Here is a 19502-nt window from a genome sequence, read left to right as displayed (position 1 = left end):
GAATCGAGCATTCATCGTGAGTTCGACCTATCCATCTCAGGTATCAACTCGTGTTGATCAACGCGAGTTGATGAGTAGTGTGTGACCCGAGTCACCGGCTGTCAAGTACTTGTGCGGAGTGCTTGGATGGACGGTCGGAGCAAGGAGAGATTTCGGATGGTAGTCACACGAGCCGACGTGGCGCGGCTGGCCGGCACGTCACCGGCGCTGGTGAGCTATGTGCTCAATGGCGGTCCGCGGCAGGTCGCGCCCGCGACCAAGGCCCGCATCGAGGCCGCCATCGCCGAACTCGGCTACCGGCCCAATATGTCCGCGCGCAGCCTGCGCATGAACCGCGGACATGCACTGGGCATGGTGATTCCGGACGGCGCGAACCCGTTCTTCGCCGAACTGTCCGCGGTGATCGAGGCGGCCGCCTTCGCGCGCGGGTACCCGCTGTTCGTCGGCAATGCCGCCGGTGACCCGGAACGCGAACGCGCCTATGTACGCACCTTCATCGATCGCAGAGTCGAAGGGCTGCTTGCGATTTCGTCGTCCTGGGAGACCGGCATCGCCGACGCCTGCGAGGAGGCGGGCATGGTGCTGGTGGCACTGGACCGCGTCATCGATCCGGCGCGTTGCGCGCACGTCATGTGCGATTCGGTGGCGGGCGCGGAGCATGCCGTCGCCCATCTCATCGAACACGGCCACCGCGAAATCGCCTGCCTGAGCGGCCCGCATGTATCCACCGCCGAGGACCGCGTGCAGGGCTATCGAAATGCGCTGGCCGCCGCTGGACTCGCTGAAGGACGCATCGTGCGAACGGATTTCGGCGGAGCTTCTGGCTACCGCGCACTAGCCGATCTGATGGCCGACTCGCCCCGCCCCACAGCGATTTTCGTAACCAGCGACCTGCAGGCAATGGGTATGCTCCGCGCCGCCTACGATGCCGGTCTGCGCGTACCCGACGACCTCGCGGTGGTCGCCTTCGACGGAATCGAATACTCCCGCTACACCCGCCCGGGGTTGACCACGATGGTCCAGCCCACCCGTCTCATGGGCGAGACCGCGATTGATCTTCTGCTGCAGCAGCTCGATGACCACACGCCCCGGCCGGGATTGGTGAATCTCGAAGCGGTACTTCACACCCGAGGTTCGTGCGGCTGTCCCGACGAGTTCTGAATACACCTGTGGCGGCTGGATCCTTTTCAGGCTGCGTCAGTGTGGTGGCTGGTGAAGTTCACTCGGGTGTCGTCGGCGTCGAGAGCGATGTTCAGTGTGGCATCGAGAGCGTCGGCGAGTTTGGCGAGTAGAGGGAGGGTCGGCACGGTGTCAGAGCCTTCGATCCGCGAGATTTTGGCCTGGGTGAGGCCAGCACGTTCAGCGAGGTCGGCCTGGGTAAGTCCGAGTTCGGTCCGGCGGTCGTAGACGGCTTGGGCCAGCGCCATGGAGAGCCGGATTTCGCGGCGTGCATCGGTGACGTCGTCGGGTTCGGAGTCGCCCTCGGCGAGTTTGCGTTCCCGGAGGGTCTTCCAGCGTGCGTGACTCATCGGTCCAGTTCCCCCTTCTCGATCATGCGGACGAATTCTTCGTGGGCGGGTTCGTGTTCGGCCTGGCAGGTCTGCTGCGCGAGCTTCGCACGTTTAACCTCGGCGTCTTCGCGCATCTTCGTTTTGCGGAACACTGTCAGTAGGATTGCGCGCCGTCCCGGTGCCAGCCAGTAGGTGATGCGAATCGCGGCACCGTCCAACGTCGGGCGCAGCTCGCGAACTCCATCGCCGAGATATCGAGCGAAGCAAGCAGCCGTTCAGGCTGGCCCAGACATCCGATAGTTTGGAGGGGACTTTCCCGTTCACATCGACGGCCGCAAGGCCGTCGGTGTGAACGAGGTTCGGTTATCCGCAGTGCACTCCGAACTCTTCCCAGAGGTCGTCCTTGATGCGGCCGCCCCAGTCGATGCACTTGCCTTCGGCTTCGACCTTCGCGTACGCGTAGTCGGAGAAGACGCGGTCGTCGTTTATGACCACCTGGGAGTGGTCCTTCGACTGCCGTACGGCGGCGCCCATCGAGATCGGGTCGCCCGGCTTGTCTCGCACGGTGACCACACAGTTGGTCCTGCCGTTATAGGTGAGAAAGACTGTGCCGCCCTTCAACTCGTGCGAGTCGATCACCTTGAAGCCTTCACCACACTGGCCGTCGTATGTTGCCGCGGACGCAGTGGCCGGGAGGAATACTGCCAACCCGGCAGTGATCCCGATGGCGGCCGCACAGACGGCGATCGGCTTCTTGATGTTGATCAAGGTCGAACCCTTTCGTCTTTCATGTGACATCTAGCGTTCGGCTAGTTACCCCGCACGCTCGGCACCCAAACTCGGGCACCATCGCTGCGGCCACGCCGAACCTACGGCGGCGGTTGATGACTGGGTATTTGCGGGCTCCCAGATCTGGGAACCAGAAGCCGGTCGCGGCGGGTGGAGATCCTGTCTCGATCGGGCTTTGCGGATCGGTATGTCACACCATGGTGGCGGTAGGCAGTTGCAGCAGTTGCGGCATGACCAGCGACTGGGAGTACATGGCGATGCCGACGACGACCGAGGCGGCATTCGACAGCAGCACCTGCGGCCGTGCGGTGGCGCGGCGATCTACCAGCGGTGCCTCGACCCGCAACTCCCGCCGCAACATCGCCGCACGCGCTGTCGCGGGCTGGGCAGTGAGTCACGCTGCCGACGATGCGGCCGAGTCCACGCCAGCCAGGCGTGGACTAGAGTTGCAAGCTCGGGTCTTCAAGGCCGAGCAGTTGACTATCGATATCGAGCTCTTGGCCCGCCCGTAGTCCTCAGATCGCGGTGCCGATGTCCTGTGTGACCAGGTGGTCGAGGGCTCGCTCCGCGACGGCGGCGATCGTCATCGACGGATTGCAGGCCGCGGCATTACCCGGCAGGAGCGCGCCGTCCACCACGTAGAGGCCGCGCTGACCCAGGACCCGGCCGTCGAGATCGCAGACCGATCCCATGCTCGCGCCGCCGAGGGCATGCCAGGTGGATGGGAACAGCGCGTTGGTGTCCACCAAAATGCTTGTCGGACCGGCGATTCGGCGCACGGTCGGATCGATGTGATTGTTCTGGATGCTCGCGTCGCCGTTCTTCGGCCACTGCAGGATCGCGTCGTCGGTCGCCGAATCGTAGACGAACCGGCCGCGGTCCGCGCTGACGCCGTATCCGACCAGCATGGTGCTCTTCGAGTCCATCTGCATCGGCGGTATGGAGGCCTGGATGACGGTGAACGCGGCCCGCGGATCGTCCCAGTTCTTACTTCCGTAGACCACCGGACCGCCCTGTGCCGCACCGAAATTGGCGATGGGATCGGTCCAGACGTAGATCCGGTCGGCATTGGTGCCCCACTGCTGACCCAGCCCATCGGGCAGGTCCGGAATCTTCCCCTTCGCCCCCGCCCGCACCAGCAGTTTGGTGGTGTTCAGGCTGCCCGCCGACAGCACCAGGGCATTGGCCGTGATGATCTTGTTTTCCAGGACAGTGCCGGAGGTGTCGAGCCGCTCGACGTACACGACCCAGCGGCCGTCGGGGCCGCGTTCGACATCGGTGACCTGGTGCAGCGTCTGCACCTCTACCCGTCCGGTCGCCTCGGCCGCGGCGATGTAGGTGACATCGACCGAATGCTTACCGCCGTTGTTCACGCCCATCGCGCCGTCGCCGTTGGTGTACGACGGTTTCATTTCACCGCGCAGCTCGGCGAGCGCGTAGTTCCAGTCGATGGGCATCGGGATCTTCGACAGCGGCAGTCCGGCCTGGCGCACATGATCCCCGAATACGCGTGCGGCCGTGTAGTTCCGGTCCGCGATCAACTCGTCGGGCGCCACCGCGAGGCCGAGCATGCGCGCCACCCTCGGGTAGTGCACCCGATCCATGGTCGCCCAGTCGAGTTCTTCGGGCAGATTCGCATCGAATACCGGCTGCGTCGGCTGTAGCGACATGCCCTGGTAGATCAGCGAGCCGCCGCCGAGGCCCGCGGCGCACAGGGCGGTCATATTCGTTCCGGGTACCGCCTCGACCAGGCCGGTATACGGTTCGAATACCAGTGGTGCACCGAATAATGTCGGGCTGGACCGGTACCAGAGCACCCGCTTGTCGAGCGCCGAGGCGCGCGGAAAGGTCTCCGCATTCGGCCCGGTCGGCCAGCGCATCCCGCGTTCGAGCAGCAGTACCGGGACGCCGGCCTGGGCCAAGCGCAGCGCGGTCACCCCGCCGCCGAATCCGGATCCGACGACCACGACCCGGCGTTCCTCGCGGGTGAGCGGGACGCTGTTGACCCGTGCGGCGATGCCGTGCGTCGGGCTGGTGGTTCGTGAGCCCAGTATGGCGACGCCGGCCGCCGCGGTGGCGGTCAACAGGGTCCGGCGGGTGATCACCGACATGCACGTCCTCACTCACATCCGGACTGTGTTGTCCGGATGCTCGACAGTTTGCTGGAGACTGTCGGTCGAGTCAAGCGGTAGCGTTGGGTGGATGACAGCCTCGCGCCGACCGAACCCGGGACCCAAAGCAGCGGCTGGAAACCGGGCGGCTCTTATTCGGGCGGCCCGAACTGTATTCGCGGAGAACGGATTCGACGCCCCGCTGAGTTTGATCGCGCGCGCGGCAGGTGTCGGACAGGGTGTGCTGTACCGGCATTTTCCGACCAGGGAGAGCATGGCGCTGGCGGTATTCGAGGAGAATATCGTCGAGTTGGAAGTGCTTGCCGCCGACCCGGCGACCACGGTCGGGGACGTGCTGGCCCTCATCGTCGATCAGCTGACTGCGTCTGCGGCCTTCATCGCCATGATCTATCCGTCGAATACCGAGGACGAGCAGTTGCTCGGCGCAGCATGGCGGCTACTCGGCCTCATCGCTCAGAAACTCGACGACCCGCGTCAACGTGGTGATATTCGCGCCGATGTCACGGCAATGGACGTCGTATTAGCGGTGGCGATGCTGGCGACCGTGCTGGCCAAAACGGACCCGAAATCCAGACAAGCCACATCCCGGCAGGCGTGGGCGATATTGGAGCGTGGGCTGCGCGCGTGATCTGCGGGTACGGTCTCTAACATGAGCAAGGCGATAGTCGAGCTGTCTCATCCGATCTCGGACGGCATGCTCACCTATCCCGGCCTGCCTGAACCGCGAGTCACCACACACATTGCACGTGACCGGTCGGCGCTGATCGATATGACCTACGAAATCGCGCGCGTGGATACCGTCGGCAATACGGGGACGTATATCACCGCGCCCTTCCACTTCCATGCCGATGGCGCCGATATCGCCGAGTTGCCGCTGGAACGGCTGTTCAACGTGCCGATCGTAATGATCCGCGCGGCGGGAGTCCGCGTCGTCGGGCCGGATGTGCTCGGCGACCCGGCACGGCTGTGGGGCAAGGCGGTGCTCGTGCACACCGAATGGTCGGCGCGATGGGGATCGTCGGAGTATCGAGGCCCCGGTCATCCGTACTTGGTGGGTGAGGTCGCCGATGCGCTGGTCGCCGCCAATGTGGCACTGGTGGGCATCGACTCGCTCGACGTCGATGACACGTCCCTGCCGACGCGACCGTGCCACCACACGCTGCTCGGGGCGGGAATCCCGATCATCGAGCAGCTGACGAACCTGGACGCAGTCCCCGACACCGGTGCCAGGCTGGTCGCACTCCCGGCGCCGGTGCGTGGGATGGGCTCGCTTCCGCTACGCGCGGTCGCCTGGACCGATCTCTCAGTATTTGGGTGAGGTCGGCGGCTGGTACGCGGGATCGACCAGGCGCATGCCCGCAATGTCATCGCGATTGTGCCACTGCGGCAAGGCTTTCCAGCGACGATAGAGGCGCTCGAGCGCGTCCGTATCGAGTTGTATGCCGAGGCCGGGTGCATCGGGGACGGTGACGGCGCCCTCTTCGAAGACGATGGGTTCGGCGATCACATCCTCGGGCTGCCATGGGTAATGGGTGTCGCAGGCATAGGTCAACTCGGGGACTGTTGCGGCGACGTGCGTCATTGCCGCGAGGCTGATCCCGAGGTGGGTGTTGGAGTGCATCGAGACGCCTTTGCCGTAGGCGTGGCAGACGGCGGCCAGGTCGCGGGTGGCGAACAGCCCGCCCCAGAAGTGATGGTCGGACAGCACGATCTGGACGGCATCGAGATCGAAAGCGGGACGGACCTCCTCGATCGAGGTGACGATCATGTTGGTGGCCAGCGGCATCCCGGTGCGGCGATGCACTTCGGCCATATCCTCGCGGCGGGCGGTCGGGTCTTCCAGGTATTCGACGACACCTGAAAGTTGTTCGGCGACAGTCGTTGCGCTGCTCAGCGACCAACCGCCGTTGGGATCCAGCCGCAGCGGATGATCTGGAAATGCCTTGGCCAATGCCTCGATCGCGGCGATTTCCTCCTCGGGCGGGAATACGCCGCCCTTGAGTTTGAACGAGCGGAATCCGCCATGGGCGGCGAACTTCTCGGCCAAACGGACGACGCCGTCGGGATCGATGACCTCGCCCCAGTCGTCGGTCGGTGCGTCGGGGAACGGATGGTCGGCCCACTTGTAGAACAGATAGCCGGAATAGTCGACCCGGTCGCGTACCTTGCCGCCGAGCAAGGCGTGCACCGGCAGGCCGAGTTCGCGACCGTGGGCGTCGAGTGCGGCGGATTCGAAGGCCGATATCACGCTGAGTCGGACCTTGTCGGTGGTGAGTGTGCCGCGCAGTCCGCCCGCGATCGGGTTGTCGATCAGCACCTCCCCGGTGGTATTCGCGCCGAGCAGGCGGATGGCGTTGACCGCGGCGACGGGCATGCCGATCAGCTGTGGGGCCAGGTCGGCCGCGCGATCGAGGTAGACACGGTCGCCATAGGTTTCGCCGAGACCGCAAGCGCCGCTGTCGGTTTCGATCTCGATGATCAGGCGCGGCGTATACGGCTGGTGCACGCCACCGACATTGAGCAGTGGAGCGTCGGCGATGAGGATCGGGGTCAGTCGAACGTCGGTGATAACGGGGGACATCTCAGTCTCGCTTTCCGTCGACGCGGCGCGGCAGCCGCCAGGGGTTGGCCTCGCGCAGGGCGGGTGGGAGCAGTTGATCCGGGAAGCCCTGCCAGGCGATCGGCCGCAGGAAGCGGGCGATGGCGGCGGTGCCTACCGAGGTGGTGGTCGGGGCAGTGGTGGCCGGATACGGGCCGCCGTGCTGTTGGGCCCAGCTGACAGTGACACCGGTGGGCCAGTCGTTCCACAGCAGTCGGCCCGCGAGTGCGGTGAGGGCGGGCAGGAGGGGGCGCACATCGTCGATCTCAGAGTTTTCCGCAACGATCGTGGCGGTGAGTCCGGGCTCGATCTGGTGCAGAACCTGTTCCAACTCAATGGGATTCGCATATTCGACGACGAGCGCCGCCGGGCCGAAGCATTCCGCCTGCAGGGCCGCACCGCCTGACAGGAAATCGGTGGCGCGCACGCTCAGCAAGGTCGGTGTGAGCAGATCGTTTGATGCCGAAAGGGCGGTGACTGCGGAATTTTCGCGCAGGGTGGTGACGCGCGATCGGAAGCCGTTGGCGATGTGCTCGTTGAGTAGCGGCCGTCGTGGCACGGCCGCGACCGCGGTGGTCAGCGCATTGGTGAGTCCGTGCTCCGAAGGCAGCAGCAGCACACCGGGTTTGGTGCAGAACTGCCCGGCACCGAGGGTGAACGATCCGACAAACCCCTCGACTATCTGTTGTCCGCGCGCGCGAATCGCGCCGGGCAGTACCACTACCGGATTGACGCTGCCGAGCTCGCCGTAGAACGGGATCGGACGCGGTCGTGACGATGCGATATCGAACAGCGCCCGGCCACCCGCCAGGGAACCGGTGAACGATGCGGCGGCGATATCCGGATGGCGCAGAGCGGTGGTGCCCGCATCGACGCCGTGGATGACCGCGAAGGTACCTTCCGGTGCCCCGGCCGCGGTCAGCGCTTCACGCACGATCGCGCCGGTCCGTTCGGACAGCCGTGGGTGGCCCGGATGTGCTTTGAGGACAACGGGACAGCCCGCGGCCAGTGCCGAGGCGGTATCGCCGCCCGCGACGCTGAACGCGAACGGGAAGTTGCTCGCGGCGAAAACGAGTGTCGGGCCGATCGGTACGAGGCTGCGCCGGATATCGGGTCGCGGTCCCATCGGCCAGCTCGGATCGGCGTGATCCACGGTGGCGGCGAGGAATTCGCCATCGGCGAGCACTTCGGCGAACAGTCGCAACTGAAAGGTGGTGCGGGTCAATTCGCCACGCAGGCGCGGTGTTTCGGGCAGATGGGTCTCGGCCGCGGCGAGCGGTACGAGTTCATCGGCGGCGGCATCGAGGGCGTCGGCGATACGGGTGAGCCACTGTGCGCGTTCGGTGGGTGTGGTGTCGGCGAGGCGGCCTGCGGCGTCGGTCGCGGCGACGATGATCCGCTCTAGTTCGTCGAGGTCGGTGTCCATCAAATCCTCCCGAAGGTTGTGTCTGTTCATGCGATCGTGGCGACCAGCGCGGTCAGTTCGGCGAGCTCGGGCGCGGTTAGATCGGTCAGCGGCGGCCGCACCGGGCCGGCCGGGTGACCGATGGCGGTCAGTCCGGCCTTGACGATCGACACCGCATAACCGGGAGCGCGGTCACGAATATCCAGATAGGGGATGACGAAGTCGCGCAACCGCCGGTAGACCTCGTCGCGGTCACGGGCCCGCACGGCGCGGTAGAAGTCGAGCGCGAACTCCGGCACGAAGTTGAAGATCGCGGAAGAGTATGTGGTGACACCCATTTCGGAATAGGGCAGGGCGAAGGTCTCCGCCGTCGGCAGCCCGCCGATATAGGTGAGCCGGTCGCCGAGCCGGGCATAGATGCGCGTCATCGTCTCGATATTGCCGACACCGTCCTTGAACCCGACCAGATTCGGGCAGCGTTCGGCCATCCTGGCCAAGGTCACGTCATTGCATGTCGCGTTGGCGCGGCTGTAGAAGATGACACCGAGCGAGGTGGCGGCGCAGATGGCCGCGACATGTTCGACCAGCCCGTCCGGTCCGGCCTCGGTGAGATACGGCGGCATGAGCAGAATGCCTTCGGCTCCAGCGGCTTCGGCGGAACGGGCCTGTTCGATCGCCGCGGCGGTGCCCGCGGTCGCCGGTGCGACAACCGGGATCCGGCCACCGGTCTCGGCGACCGCGGCGCGCACCACCTGATCGATTTCGGGCGGCGTCAGCGAGAAACCCTCACCTGTACCACCCGCGGCGAACAGACCCGCCACCTCGTACTGGGACAGCCAGGCAATGTGTTTGCGGTAGGCAGCCTCGTCGAAGACCAACTCGGCATCGAAATGCGTGACGGGGAAGGACAGTAACCCGCGGCCCAGTGCCGGGCCCAACTCGTCGGCGGACAGATGGGACATATGGATCCTTTCAAGGAGCGGGCGGCAGCGAATCGAGCAGTTCGATGACTCGGTGCAGCGCCGGATTGGCGCAGTCACGTCGCCAGATCGCGTGCAGGACAACGGGATCCTCGACGCCGATGAGCGGACGGAACCGCACGCCGTCGGGATGCAAGTGGGTGGCGGTTTCCGGTACCAGGGCCAGGCCGCGTCCGGCGGCCACCAGCGCGAGCATGGTGTGCACCTGGGTGAGTTCATGGGTGGCGGTGTATGGCACGGCGGCGAGGATGCCGGAGACCAGATCGGCGAAGTAGCGAGCCGGGCCCGGCGCATACACCAGCAGGGTTTCGCCGCCCAGTTCCTCGATCGCGATCGGACCGTCCCCGGCCAGCTTGTGCTGTTCCGGAACCGCCAGAATCAAGCCTTCGGAATGCACCAGCCGCGAATCGAATTCGGTGCGGTCGAACGGCGGGCGGGCCAGCGCCAGATCGAGGCTGCCGCTGCGCAGGTTCTCGAACTGGTCGGAACTCACCATCTCGCGCAGCACGATCTCGACCTGGTCGAGTCCGGCCTCGATGTGATTGAGGAACCGCCCGAGGAACCCGAAACCCGACGCCGCGGTGAACCCGATCCGCACCGTGCCCGCCCCGCCGGCAGCGACCAAGCGGGCGGTGCCCGGCGCGGCGCCGGCCAGCGCCAGCAGACGGCGCGCCTCGGTCAGGAAGACCTCTCCGGCCGGGGTCAGTTGGACTTGCCGCTGGCTGCGGTCGAACAGTTCCACGCCGATATCGCGTTCGAGCTTCTGGATCTGGCGGCTCAGCGGCGGCTGCGTCATCCGCAGACGTTCGGCCGCCCGTCGGAAATTGCCCTCATCGGCCACCGTGACGAAGCCGCGGACCTGCTCCAGCGACAGCATCGACATCGTTCTCCTCCTGCGTTGTGGCGTGCACTCCGCCTCGCCCGCAGATTGCGCTCTCCGCAGGCTATGACTCGCTACTGATACTCGTCCAACGCCAATTCGGCATCAACCGATACCTTGAAGGTATTTATTGGAGGGCGACGATCTCGACCCAGTTGGGATCGCGGCCGACCTCGAGCCGCTGTCGTGGGGTGAGCGAGCCGGACGCGGGATCGATGGCGTAGCTGGTGACGGCAGCAGATTTCTGCCCCGCGACCACGAGGAACCGCCCGCTCGGATCGATGGCGAATCCGCGCGGCTGGGTCTCGGTGGGGGTGTGTCCGACCGGATCGAGCAGCCCGGTTGCATGGTCGATACGGAATCCGGTGATCGTGCTCGAAGTCCGTTCGGCCACATACAGATAGCGGCCGTCGGGTGTGCTGCGCAGCTCCGAAGTCCAGGGTGGCCCACCGGATTCCGGCGGCCGCACCGATGCCGACGCGATGGGAGTCAGTGTGCCCGTGGAGGATTCGAAGCGGTAACTGTTCACGGTGCCATCCAGCTCATTCGTCACGAAGGCGAACGCGCCGGACGGATGGAACACGAGGTGACGTGGACCAGCCCCAGGTGCTGTCGCGACCTGGGGCGGCTCATTCGGTGTGAGCCGACCGGTTTCGGCATCGAAGCGGTACTGCAGAATCACATCACCGCCGAGCGCTGCCGCGAACAGAAAGCCGTTCGACGGATCGGTGAGTATCGAATGCGCGTGCGGTGGTGTCGATTCCACCGCGATCGGCGGTCCGACGCCGCCATCGGATGCGATCGGATTGACGGCGATCTTGTCACCCGAATACGACGCGCTCAGCAGATAACGCCCGCTTCGATCCGTCGCGAGATAGGCCATATTGTCCGGCAACGGCGCGGTCGACAGTGGTGCCAACCGCCCCGTTGCCGGATCTCTGGCGAATACCGCCACCGTGAACGGGGCCGAGCGCAGCGATGCGTAGAGGTACCGGTGGTCCGGACTTATCGCCAAGGGCATCACCGTGCCGTCCACCGTCTGCGACTCGACGAGCGTCAGCGCACCGTCGTCGTCGAGTCGCAGCACCGAGATTTCGCGACTGTCGGCATTCGAGACATAGACCACGCTCATGCGGATTTACCGCTGACCCGGGCACGTAGCTCCAACTCGATCTGCTCCAGACTGCGACCATTGGTCTCCGGCACGAACCGCTGCACCAGCATGAACATCACCATGCTGACCGCGGCGAAGATCCAGGCCGAATAGCCCAGTCCGAGATGATCGTTCATCACCGGGAACAGGAAGGTGATGGCGAAGGTCGAACTCCACAGCACGACACTGCCGACACCCATGCCGACACCGCGCACCCGCAGCGGGAAGATCTCCGCCATCATCACCCACACCACCGCGCCCCAACCCAATTCGTAACCCGCGAGATAGACATTGAGCAGAATCAGCGTCGTGAGGCCGGTAATAGTGTGATTGTGCACGCCGAGCACGATGGCGCCGAGCAGGAACAGGGACGAGGCCATACACACATTGCCGAGCAGCAGCAAAGGCTTTCGGCCCCAACGGTCCACGACGAAGATCACCCAGGCCGTGAATGCCACCTTGATCGCCCCGAGCACAATGGACGCCAGCAGCGATGTCGAATTTCCGAAGCCGAGATCCTTGAACATGGTCGGCGCGTACACATTCACGGCATTGACACCCGAGAACTGTTGTCCGACAGCCAGAATAAGCGCCACCACCAAAGCGGGCCGTGCCCACGGTGCCAACAGATCCCGCAGCCGCCCCTTCTGCTGCTCATCCAATCGAATGACCGAGCGAATGCTGCTGATCTCGGATTCGATCTCATCGGCGCGATGGGTACCCGCCAGCACTGCCCGCGCTTCCTCCTCGCGCCCGGCATGGACCAGCCACCGCGGCGTCTCCGGCAGCACCGACATACCTGCCAACAGCGCCGCAGCGGGAATCGCCGCAACCGCGAACATCATGCGCCAGTTACCGCTGCCGGACAGTGCCCAGTCCACGATGTAGGCGATCAGGATGCCCGAGACGATCATCAGCTGATTCAACGTCGACAATGCGCCGCGTGCCCTGGTCGGGGCGAGTTCGGACAGATAGGTGGGTACCGTCGCCGACGAACACCCCACCGCGATACCGGTAATGAAACGGGCAACCACCAGCGTCGTCACATTGGGCGCGAGCGCACAGCCCAGCGCGCCGACCGCGAAGACCGCGGCCGCCAGCATGATGGTTCGCCGCCGTCCCAGCCGATCGGTGATCCGTCCGGCAATGGCCGCGCCGATCACCGCCCCGGCGGCCAGGCAGCCACCGATCACACCTTGCGTCACCGAGGACAGATGCCAGGACTTCTTGATGAACAACAACACCCCGGAGATGACCCCGAGGTCGTAACCGAAGAGAATGCCGCCGAGAGCGCCGAAGAAATAGAGAAATTTGACATTGGACGCGAGCGCCGATTTCGGCGCTGTCGTCATTGTTTTGAATTGCATTGTGCTGCACTTCTTTCGCGGTGGAGCAAAGTGCCATCAGCGTCACATGCCGATGGTGCGAAGTTCGGAGAAAGACGATTCCGTCTGGGTATCGGGTGATGCGTTTTCGGTGGCGGTCAGAGCGGATTCGGTTTGCCGAGTGGCGTTTCCACGAACGGACCACCGATAAGCCACGGGCCGGGATCGGCGACAGCCGCAATATCGGCGGCGAACTGTTCGGCATCATCCAGGCTGTGGTAGCCGAGTTCCGCGGCCTCGGCTAGAGATACGACCGCCCGGGTATTGCCGGAGACGCCCCAGATCACCCGGTAGCCGGGACGCTCGGCGGCCAGGCAGGCCTCGAAGAGTCGCGCACCATCATCGGGGGACAACCACATCGACAGCCCGCGCGCATCATGGGGGCGCTCGAAACACGAGCCGATCCGAATGCAGATCACATCCATGCCGAAGCGGGAGTGGTAAAGACTGCCGAGCGCCTCGACGGCCACTTTGCTGACACCGTAATAGGTATCGGGCCGGGGCGAAGCGTCACCGGGAATCGGTTCATCGCCCACGGCGCGGAATCCCACGGCATGATTGCTCGAGGCGAGCACGACCCGAGACACACCGGCCTGCCGTGCCGCCTCCAAAACCGTATGCGTGCCATCGATATTGACGGCGAGCACGTTGTCCCAGCTGTCTTCTCGGCTGATCCCGCCGAGATGGATGATCGCGTCCACATCCCGGCAGGCCGCTGCCATGGTGGCCGGATCCGTAAGCGATCCGGTGACGAGCTCGACCCGTTCACCTGGGAAAGGCGCGGGGAGCTCGGCCAGATCCAATAGCCGCAGAATGCGATCGGGACGCCGTAGGCGGGGCCGTATGAGCGTGCCGATACCGCCACCCGCGCCGGTAATGAGAATTCGGTGATCATTCATGCGGCATCGGTCTCGCTCATATAGTCGAAAATGCCGACAGAACTGCTGGTTTCGCACATTTATCCTCCTGTGTGCGAGCAGAAGTGTGGGGTAGGTCACTTCCGCTCGAACGTGTCAGAAGGGTATGGCGCTGGATTGATGCCTGTCCAACACCGTTTCTGTATCGACCGATGCCGTAGCGGCATCGGTCGATCGCGCTACTTCGCCAGCGAGACGTCCCCGTCGCGCTCCAGCTTGGAATGCATCCGCGAGTACCCGAAGTACACCGCGAGGCCGATCACCAGCCAGACCGCGAAGCGCAGCCAGGTCTCCCACGGCAGCGACCAGATCAGGTAGATCGAGAAGCCGATGCCGACCAGCGGCACCACCGGCATGAGCGGCAACTTGAACGCGCGCGGCTCATCGGGTCGGGTGCGGCGCAGCACCATGACCGCGACGGAGACCACGATGAAGGCCATCAGAATGCCGATATTCGTCAGCTCGGCGACCACGGTGATATCGAGCAGACCGGCCATCGTCGCGGATCCGATGCCGACGATCCAGGTCACCCGGGTCGGCACCTTGCGTTCCGGATGCGTCTTGGCGAACCACTCCGGCAGCAGCCCGTCGCGGCTCATCGCGAACCACACCCGGGTCACGCCGAGCATGAAGGTGAGCACCACGGTGACAATGCCGACGATGGCACCAATCGCGATGATATTCGCGACGCCAGGCATGCCGACCGACTCGAAAGCGGTGGAGAAACCGCTGGTCGGGCTGATCTCGGTGTACTTCTGCATCCCGGTCAGCACCAGCGTTGCCAGCACGTACAGCACCATCGCGATGGCCAGCGAGTAGATGATGGCCTTGGGCAGATGCTTCTTGCCGTCGACGGATTCCTCGGCGGCGGTACTCATCGCGTCGTAGCCGAAGACGGCGAAGAAGACCGTTGCCGCACCGGTCCACACCGCGCCCACGCCGAATGGGAAGTACGGGGTGTAGTTGGAGCTGTCGATGTGGAAGACGCCGAGCACGATGATCAGCACGACCAAGGCGACCTTGATGCCGACGGCGACCGTCTCGAAGCGACCGACGCTCTTGATGCCGCGCGAGAGCAACCACGCGGTGCCCAGACAGAACAGCACCGCGAAGACGTCGATCACGTGTCCCTCGCCGGTGCCGTGCGCGCCCATCATCCAATCGGGCAGTGTGATATCGACTTGTCCCAGTAGGAATTTGAAGTATCCGGAGACGCCGATCGCGACCACCGCCGCCACCGCGATGTACTCCAGCAGCAGATCCCAGCCGATGAACCAGCCCGCGATCTCGCCGAGGGAGACGTAGCCGTAGGTGTAGGCGGATCCGGCCTTCGGCACCATCCCGGCGAATTCCGCGTAGCACAGCGCCGCGCAGGCGCTGGCGACACCGGCGATCAGGAACGAGATGAGCACCGCCGGGCCCGTGACGGAATGCGCGACCGAACCGGCCAGGGCGAAAATGCCCGCGCCGATAATGCCGCCGACGCCGATCGCCGTGAGCTGCCACAGTCCGAGTGACCGCTTCAGTTGCTCGTCCGCGGGCCCGGTCTCCTCCTCGATCTGCTCGAGGGGTTTGCGGCGCAACATTTGGCTGCGCAACTCCGCGAGGGGCATGGGTCTTCCTTTCGTCCTCTGCGCTACCCGACAGTGCAGTAACGCAGATCACATTCTGAGCAGCACTCAGCTAATCGGACCACAAACGCGCTGTGATCGGCGAGTTGGATAAATAAACTTCGGCGGCCTTGTCCGACTGCACAGACAAGGCCGCCGAGCTGAGGATCAGCGCTGGCTGCCCGGTCGCAGCGAGCGCAGGAAGAACGCCACGTTGGCCGGGCGTTCGGCGAGTCGGCGCATGAAGTAGCCGTACCACTGATCGCCGTAGGGCACATAGACCCGAACGTGCCGCTCTTCGCGGACGAGTCGGCGCTGTTCGGCGTCGCGGATGCCGTAGAGCATCTGGAACTCGAAATCATCGGAGCCGCGCCGGGTTGCTGTGGCGAAAACCCCGGCGGCCTCGATGAGTGCCGGATCGTGGGTGGCGACCATCGGATAGCCGTCGCCGTTCATCAGCACCCGCAGACAGTCCAGATAGGACTGGTCGACCTCGGCTCGGCTCTGATACGCCACCGAAGCGGGTTCTCGATATGCGCCCTTGCACAGGCGAATTCGCGAGCCGGGACCGGAAAAGTCTCGGCAGTCGGCCTCGGTGCGCCGCAGATAGGCCTGTAGGACGGTACCGAGCGACGGGAAGTCGGCGCGCAACTCCCGCACGATCGACAGGGTCGAATCGGTGGTCGTGTGATCCTCGGCGTCGATGGTGACCAGCACGCCCGCATCCGCTGCGGCAGTGCAGATCTGGTGCGCGTGCTCGTGAGCGATCGCGTGACCGTCCGCGGGCAGAGATTGGCCGAGCGCCGAGAGCTTGAGCGAAACCTCCAGCGGCCCAACGGCCCCGGAATCACGGAGCAACGTGAGTAGCGACAGCAACGAAAGATAGTGCGTCACCGTATTGCGGGCCTGCTCGATATCGGTGGTGTCCTCGCCGAGATAGTCGACGGTGATATAGCGACCCGAACTCAGCAGATTCTCCACGGCCGCAACCGCATTCGGCTCGGATTCACCGGCAACGAAGCGATCCACCAGCTTCTTGGTGGTCGACATGCGGGTGACGGTGCGCTCCATGCGCGGCGAGCGCGAGGCGGCCAGCATGGCTGGGCGAAGCAGACCGGAAATGGCCATCAGATCTCCTCGGGTGCCTGGTGCGGATAGGTGTGCTCGGTCGGCGGGACGAAGGTTTCCTTGATGGTGCGGGCGGAGGTCCAGCGCAACAGATTCTGCGGCGAGCCGGCCTTGTCATTGGTTCCCGACGCGCGGGATCCGCCGAAGGGCTGCTGACCAACGACCGCGCCGGTGGGCTTGTCGTTGATGTAGAAGTTGCCCGCGGTGAAGCGCAGACTTTCGGTGGCCTTCGCCACGGCATTGCGGTCGTCGGCGATGATCGCGCCGGTCAGGCCATAGGCCGAACCGCGGTCGACCAGTTCGAGTGCCGCCTCGAAGGATCCGGCGACCGAATCGTCGTAGACGTGGACCGCGAGAATCGGGCCGAAGTATTCGGTGCTGAATGCCTCGTCGGTCGGGTCGTCGCCGAGCAGGATGGTCGGGTCGACGAAGTATCCGACGGTGTCGTCGGTATGTCCGCCAACCGCGATGGTCAAGCCCGAGGTGGCCTTGGCGCGGGCGATGGCATCGGCATTGCGATCGAAGGCACGCTGGTCGATGACCGCGCCGCCGAAGTTCGCGAAATCGGTAACATCGCCGTAGCTCAGCGCACCGACCTTATCGATGAGATCGCGGCCCATCTTGGCCCACACCGACTTCGGGACGAACGCGCGCGAGGCCGCCGAGCACTTCTGGCCCTGATAGTCGAAGGCGCCGCGGATCAGTGCGGTCGTCAGTACATCCGGATCCGCTGAGCTGTGCGCCAGCACGAAATCCTTACCGCCGGTTTCGCCGACCAGGCGCGGATAGGTGTTGTAGTCGGCGATATTCATCGCCACCGAACGCCACAGGTGCTGGAAGGTCGCGGTCGAACCGGTGAAGTGAATGCCCGCCAGCCGTCGATCGGTCAGCGCGACATCGGAGATCTTCGGGCCCGCGCCGTGCACCATATTGATGACACCGGGCGGCAGACCCGCGGCCTCCAGCAGTTTCATCGTCCAATACGCGGCCACTGCCTGGGTGGGCGATGGCTTCCACAGGACCGTATTGCCCATCAGGGCGGGCGCGGTCGGCAGATTGCCCGCGATCGCGGTGAAGTTGAACGGGGTGATCGCGTAGACGAAGCCCTCGAGTGGGCGGTATTCGACCTTGTTCCATACACCCGGGGTCGAGATCGGCTGGTCGGCCAGGATCTGCCGGGCGAAATGGACATTGAAGCGCCAGAAGTCGACCAATTCGCACGGTGCGTCGATCTCGGCCTGGTAGGCGGTCTTGGATTGCCCCAACATGGTTGCGGCGGCGATGGTTTCGCGCCACGGGCCGGACAGCAGATCCGCGGCGCGCAGGAAGATCGCGGCGCGATCCTCGAAGGACAGCGCCCGCCAGCCGGGTGCGGCGGCGGAGGCGGCGGCGATCGCATCTTCGACATCGCCGGCCTCGGCGGTGGTGAGGGTGCCGAGTACGGCGGCATGATTGTGCGGCTGCACGACGTCGATGCTCTTACCCGCAGTGCGCCGGTGCTCGCCGCCGATGACATGGTGGATCTCGGTCGGCGTCGCGGCGAGTTCGGTCAGTTTCGCCCGCAGTCGTGCGCGTTCGGCGCTGCCCGGTGCGAAGGTGCCGACCGGCTCGTTGGCCGGGCGTGGCGTGGACACGATGGCGTCCATGAGTCCTCCTTGCTGGTATATGACGGTGAGCCGAAGTCAACACGGCAAAACAGCCCGCAGAATCGGACAAGCGGACAAAGATGGGATGACCGGATTGGCGAGTCGTATGAAAGTGGGCAGTGGTCGTGGCTAGCGAGGGTGAGTTGGTGGCCGCGGACCTCGACCTGTTCGGATTGGCGCAGATGGTCGCCCAGAATGCGGGCGGGATGGTGTCCATCGAGGACCCGCAATCGCATGTGCTCGCGTATTCGGCCTCGGATCAGGCGGCCGACCAGCTGCGGGTGCTTTCGATCCTCGGCCGGGAGGGGCCGCGCGACTATCTGCAGGTCCTGCGCAAGTGGGGTGTGTTCGATCGGCTGCGCGGTACCGACGATGTCATCGACATACCGGCGCACGAGGAGCTGGATATCAAGCGCCGCCTGGTGGTGAGCATTCGCGAGCATGCCGAGGGGAGTGCGCCGCGGGTGCTCGGCTCGATCTGGCTGCAGCAGGGGGACCGGCCGTTCAAACCGGATGCCGCGGAGATCCTGCGCGGTGCGTCGGCCATTGCCGCCCGGCTGATTTCGCGCAGTCTGGACGCGCCCTCCACCGAGGCGCTGCTGATTCAACGGCTGTTCGGAACGGGTGGTGGCACCGCCGATGTGCCCGCCGTGGCGAGTGCGTTGAATCTGTCGCTGACCGGTCCGGCCGCGGTGGTCGGCTTTGCGGTCGCTCCCGGTGTGAAGTCGCCCGCCGCCTTCGGCAATATGCTTCGCTTGCGCGCCAGCTCATTTCGCGGTGATTCGGTGACCACCGTCCTCGGCGATCGGGTGTATGTGCTGCTGCCGCAGTACCGATCCGCGCATGCGGTGACCGCGTGGACTCGTCAACTGGTCGAACAGTTCGAAGCCAAATTCGAATTGCGCGCCGCCATCGCCTGTCCCATACCGGATCTGGCCCATGTCGCGGGCGCGCGCTCCGAGGTGGACCGGGTCCTCGACAGCACGGCCGCGACCTATCCGCGCGGCCGGGTGACCACGCTGGCCGAATCGCGCACCGCGGTACTGCTCGGCGAAATCCTCGATCTCGTCGGCACGCGGCCGGAACTGCACGATCCGCGCCTGCGCAAGCTATTGGACTACGACCGCAAGCATTCCGCGAATCTGTGCGAGAGCGTCGAGACCTATCTGCGTGAACACGGCGATGTGCGCAATGCCGCGACGGCGCTGCAGGTGCATCCGAATACCCTGCGCTACCGGATCCGGCGGGTCGAGGACATCCTCGGGATGGACCTCACCGATCCCGCCGATCGCCTGCTGCTCGAACTCCAACTCGCCCTGCATCGCCGATCGCCCGAATAGGTGAGCACGCGAGCGATGATTATTCCG

The 19502-nt window shown here is 65.0% G+C and carries 16 protein-coding genes and 3 pseudogenes; 4 read left to right on the top strand and 15 right to left on the bottom strand.

The genetic code is table 11. The annotated features are described in order from the left end of the window. Nucleotides 1-156: 156 nt before the first annotated feature. Nucleotides 157-1161: a LacI family DNA-binding transcriptional regulator gene (locus tag ACFYOW_RS13670; RefSeq protein WP_387287687.1), complete on the top strand. Its 1005-nt coding sequence runs from the start codon at nucleotides 157-159 to the stop codon at nucleotides 1159-1161. Nucleotides 1162-1187: 26 nt separating this feature from the next. Here the strand turns inward: ACFYOW_RS13670 and ACFYOW_RS13665 are convergent, their stop codons facing one another. From ACFYOW_RS13665 to ACFYOW_RS13645, 5 genes and pseudogenes are all read right to left on the bottom strand, one after another. Then, nucleotides 1188-1529, bottom strand: coding sequence for a helix-turn-helix domain-containing protein (locus ACFYOW_RS13665; RefSeq protein ID WP_387287686.1), 342 nt, complete (start codon nucleotides 1527-1529; stop codon nucleotides 1188-1190). After that, nucleotides 1526-1756: pseudogene (locus ACFYOW_RS13660) on the bottom strand (type II toxin-antitoxin system RelE/ParE family toxin); the annotation flags it as partial. The pseudogene ACFYOW_RS13660 and the gene ACFYOW_RS13665, both read right to left, overlap by 4 nt. A 118-nt stretch (nucleotides 1757-1874) precedes the next feature. After that, nucleotides 1875-2279 carry a spore-associated protein A gene (locus tag ACFYOW_RS13655; protein WP_387287684.1) on the bottom strand — a complete coding sequence of 135 codons (405 nt, stop codon included), beginning with the start codon at nucleotides 2277-2279 and terminating at the stop codon, nucleotides 1875-1877. 220 nt (nucleotides 2280-2499) lie between these two features. After that, nucleotides 2500-2649: pseudogene (locus tag ACFYOW_RS13650) on the bottom strand (MFS transporter); the annotation flags it as partial. Between the two features lie 166 nt (nucleotides 2650-2815). Then, a complete protein-coding gene (locus ACFYOW_RS13645; protein ID WP_387287682.1) occupies nucleotides 2816-4411 on the bottom strand; it encodes a GMC oxidoreductase in 1596 nt (531 codons plus the stop codon). 91 nt (nucleotides 4412-4502) lie between these two features. Between ACFYOW_RS13645 and ACFYOW_RS13640 the strand changes: the two genes are divergently transcribed. Together ACFYOW_RS13640 and ACFYOW_RS13635 are read left to right on the top strand one after the other, a co-directional pair. Then, a complete protein-coding gene (locus tag ACFYOW_RS13640; RefSeq protein WP_387287681.1) occupies nucleotides 4503-5060 on the top strand; it encodes a TetR/AcrR family transcriptional regulator in 558 nt (185 codons plus the stop codon). A gap of 21 nt (nucleotides 5061-5081) precedes the next feature. After that, nucleotides 5082-5750, top strand: coding sequence for a cyclase family protein (locus ACFYOW_RS13635; protein ID WP_387287679.1), 669 nt, complete (start codon nucleotides 5082-5084; stop codon nucleotides 5748-5750). Here ACFYOW_RS13635 and ACFYOW_RS13630 read toward each other — a convergent pair. The 10 genes from ACFYOW_RS13630 to pruA all read right to left on the bottom strand — a co-directional run bounded on the left by ACFYOW_RS13630 (nucleotide 5736) and on the right by pruA (nucleotide 18135). Further along, a complete protein-coding gene (locus ACFYOW_RS13630) occupies nucleotides 5736-7013 on the bottom strand; it encodes a glucarate dehydratase family protein (RefSeq protein ID WP_387287677.1) in 1278 nt (425 codons plus the stop codon). The two genes, ACFYOW_RS13635 and ACFYOW_RS13630, sit on opposite strands and share 15 nt — an antisense overlap. Nucleotide 7014: 1 nt before the next feature. Further along, entirely contained in the window at nucleotides 7015-8457 is a 1443-nt protein-coding gene (locus tag ACFYOW_RS13625) for an aldehyde dehydrogenase (NADP(+)) (protein ID WP_387287675.1), read from the bottom strand. A 26-nt stretch (nucleotides 8458-8483) separates the two neighbouring features. Next, nucleotides 8484-9398: a 5-dehydro-4-deoxyglucarate dehydratase gene (kdgD, locus tag ACFYOW_RS13620; RefSeq protein WP_387287673.1), complete on the bottom strand. Its 915-nt coding sequence runs from the start codon at nucleotides 9396-9398 to the stop codon at nucleotides 8484-8486. 10 nt (nucleotides 9399-9408) lie between these two features. Beyond that, nucleotides 9409-10299, bottom strand: a complete 891-nt coding sequence (locus tag ACFYOW_RS13615) for a LysR family transcriptional regulator (RefSeq protein WP_387287671.1) — start codon at nucleotides 10297-10299, stop codon at nucleotides 9409-9411. Nucleotides 10300-10423: 124 nt separating this feature from the next. Continuing rightward, nucleotides 10424-11428: a lactonase family protein gene (locus ACFYOW_RS13610; protein ID WP_387287669.1), complete on the bottom strand. Its 1005-nt coding sequence runs from the start codon at nucleotides 11426-11428 to the stop codon at nucleotides 10424-10426. Next, nucleotides 11425-12801: a sugar porter family MFS transporter gene (locus tag ACFYOW_RS13605; RefSeq protein WP_387287667.1), complete on the bottom strand. Its 1377-nt coding sequence runs from the start codon at nucleotides 12799-12801 to the stop codon at nucleotides 11425-11427. Before ACFYOW_RS13605 ends, ACFYOW_RS13610 begins: the two co-directional genes overlap by 4 nt. Nucleotides 12802-12932: 131 nt before the next feature. Then, nucleotides 12933-13733 (bottom strand): NAD-dependent epimerase/dehydratase family protein, encoded by an 801-nt coding sequence (locus ACFYOW_RS13600; RefSeq protein WP_387287665.1) that lies wholly within the window; start codon nucleotides 13731-13733, stop codon nucleotides 12933-12935. Between the two features lie 197 nt (nucleotides 13734-13930). Continuing rightward, complete coding sequence (locus tag ACFYOW_RS13595) at nucleotides 13931-15364, bottom strand: amino acid permease (RefSeq protein WP_387287663.1); 1434 nt, start codon at nucleotides 15362-15364, stop codon at nucleotides 13931-13933. A 165-nt stretch (nucleotides 15365-15529) separates the two neighbouring features. Next, nucleotides 15530-16489 (bottom strand): proline dehydrogenase family protein, encoded by a 960-nt coding sequence (locus ACFYOW_RS13590; protein WP_387287661.1) that lies wholly within the window; start codon nucleotides 16487-16489, stop codon nucleotides 15530-15532. Further along, a complete protein-coding gene (gene pruA, locus ACFYOW_RS13585) occupies nucleotides 16489-18135 on the bottom strand; it encodes an L-glutamate gamma-semialdehyde dehydrogenase (protein WP_387287660.1) in 1647 nt (548 codons plus the stop codon). The genes ACFYOW_RS13590 and pruA overlap by 1 nt, the downstream gene beginning before the upstream one ends. Nucleotides 18136-18278: 143 nt before the next feature. On the opposite strand from pruA, the pseudogene ACFYOW_RS13580 reads away from it, so the two are divergent. Beyond that, nucleotides 18279-19475 (top strand): annotated as a pseudogene (locus ACFYOW_RS13580) (PucR family transcriptional regulator); the annotation flags it as partial. Between the last annotated feature and the right edge of the window lie 27 nt (nucleotides 19476-19502).

Source organism: Nocardia sp. NPDC006982 (assembly GCF_042869435.1).
Taxonomy (GTDB): Bacteria; Actinomycetota; Actinomycetes; order Mycobacteriales; family Mycobacteriaceae; genus Nocardia.
The sequence above is the reverse complement of the archived record's forward strand: the minus strand, read 5'-3'. Positions and strand labels throughout refer to the sequence as shown.

What these genes read in the sequence shown, in the direction of transcription:
- kdgD (WP_387287673.1), bottom strand. Translation starts at nt 9,398, where the DNA reads ATGTCCCATCTGTCCGCCGACGAGTTGGGCCCGGCACTGGGCCGCGGG.
- ACFYOW_RS13630 (WP_387287677.1), bottom strand. Translation starts at nt 7,013, where the DNA reads ATGTCCCCCGTTATCACCGACGTTCGACTGACCCCGATCCTCATCGCC.
- ACFYOW_RS13645 (WP_387287682.1), bottom strand. Translation starts at nt 4,411, where the DNA reads ATGTCGGTGATCACCCGCCGGACCCTGTTGACCGCCACCGCGGCGGCC.
- ACFYOW_RS13615 (WP_387287671.1), bottom strand. Translation starts at nt 10,299, where the DNA reads ATGTCGATGCTGTCGCTGGAGCAGGTCCGCGGCTTCGTCACGGTGGCC.
- ACFYOW_RS13610 (WP_387287669.1), bottom strand. Translation starts at nt 11,428, where the DNA reads ATGAGCGTGGTCTATGTCTCGAATGCCGACAGTCGCGAAATCTCGGTG.
- ACFYOW_RS13635 (WP_387287679.1), top strand. Translation starts at nt 5,082, where the DNA reads ATGAGCAAGGCGATAGTCGAGCTGTCTCATCCGATCTCGGACGGCATG.
- ACFYOW_RS13600 (WP_387287665.1), bottom strand. Translation starts at nt 13,733, where the DNA reads ATGAATGATCACCGAATTCTCATTACCGGCGCGGGTGGCGGTATCGGC.
- ACFYOW_RS13625 (WP_387287675.1), bottom strand. Translation starts at nt 8,457, where the DNA reads ATGGACACCGACCTCGACGAACTAGAGCGGATCATCGTCGCCGCGACC.
- ACFYOW_RS13665 (WP_387287686.1), bottom strand. Translation starts at nt 1,529, where the DNA reads ATGAGTCACGCACGCTGGAAGACCCTCCGGGAACGCAAACTCGCCGAG.
- pruA (WP_387287660.1), bottom strand. Translation starts at nt 18,135, where the DNA reads ATGGACGCCATCGTGTCCACGCCACGCCCGGCCAACGAGCCGGTCGGC.
- ACFYOW_RS13590 (WP_387287661.1), bottom strand. Translation starts at nt 16,489, where the DNA reads ATGGCCATTTCCGGTCTGCTTCGCCCAGCCATGCTGGCCGCCTCGCGC.
- ACFYOW_RS13605 (WP_387287667.1), bottom strand. Translation starts at nt 12,801, where the DNA reads ATGACGACAGCGCCGAAATCGGCGCTCGCGTCCAATGTCAAATTTCTC.
- ACFYOW_RS13640 (WP_387287681.1), top strand. Translation starts at nt 4,503, where the DNA reads ATGACAGCCTCGCGCCGACCGAACCCGGGACCCAAAGCAGCGGCTGGA.
- ACFYOW_RS13595 (WP_387287663.1), bottom strand. Translation starts at nt 15,364, where the DNA reads ATGCCCCTCGCGGAGTTGCGCAGCCAAATGTTGCGCCGCAAACCCCTC.
- ACFYOW_RS13670 (WP_387287687.1), top strand. Translation starts at nt 157, where the DNA reads ATGGTAGTCACACGAGCCGACGTGGCGCGGCTGGCCGGCACGTCACCG.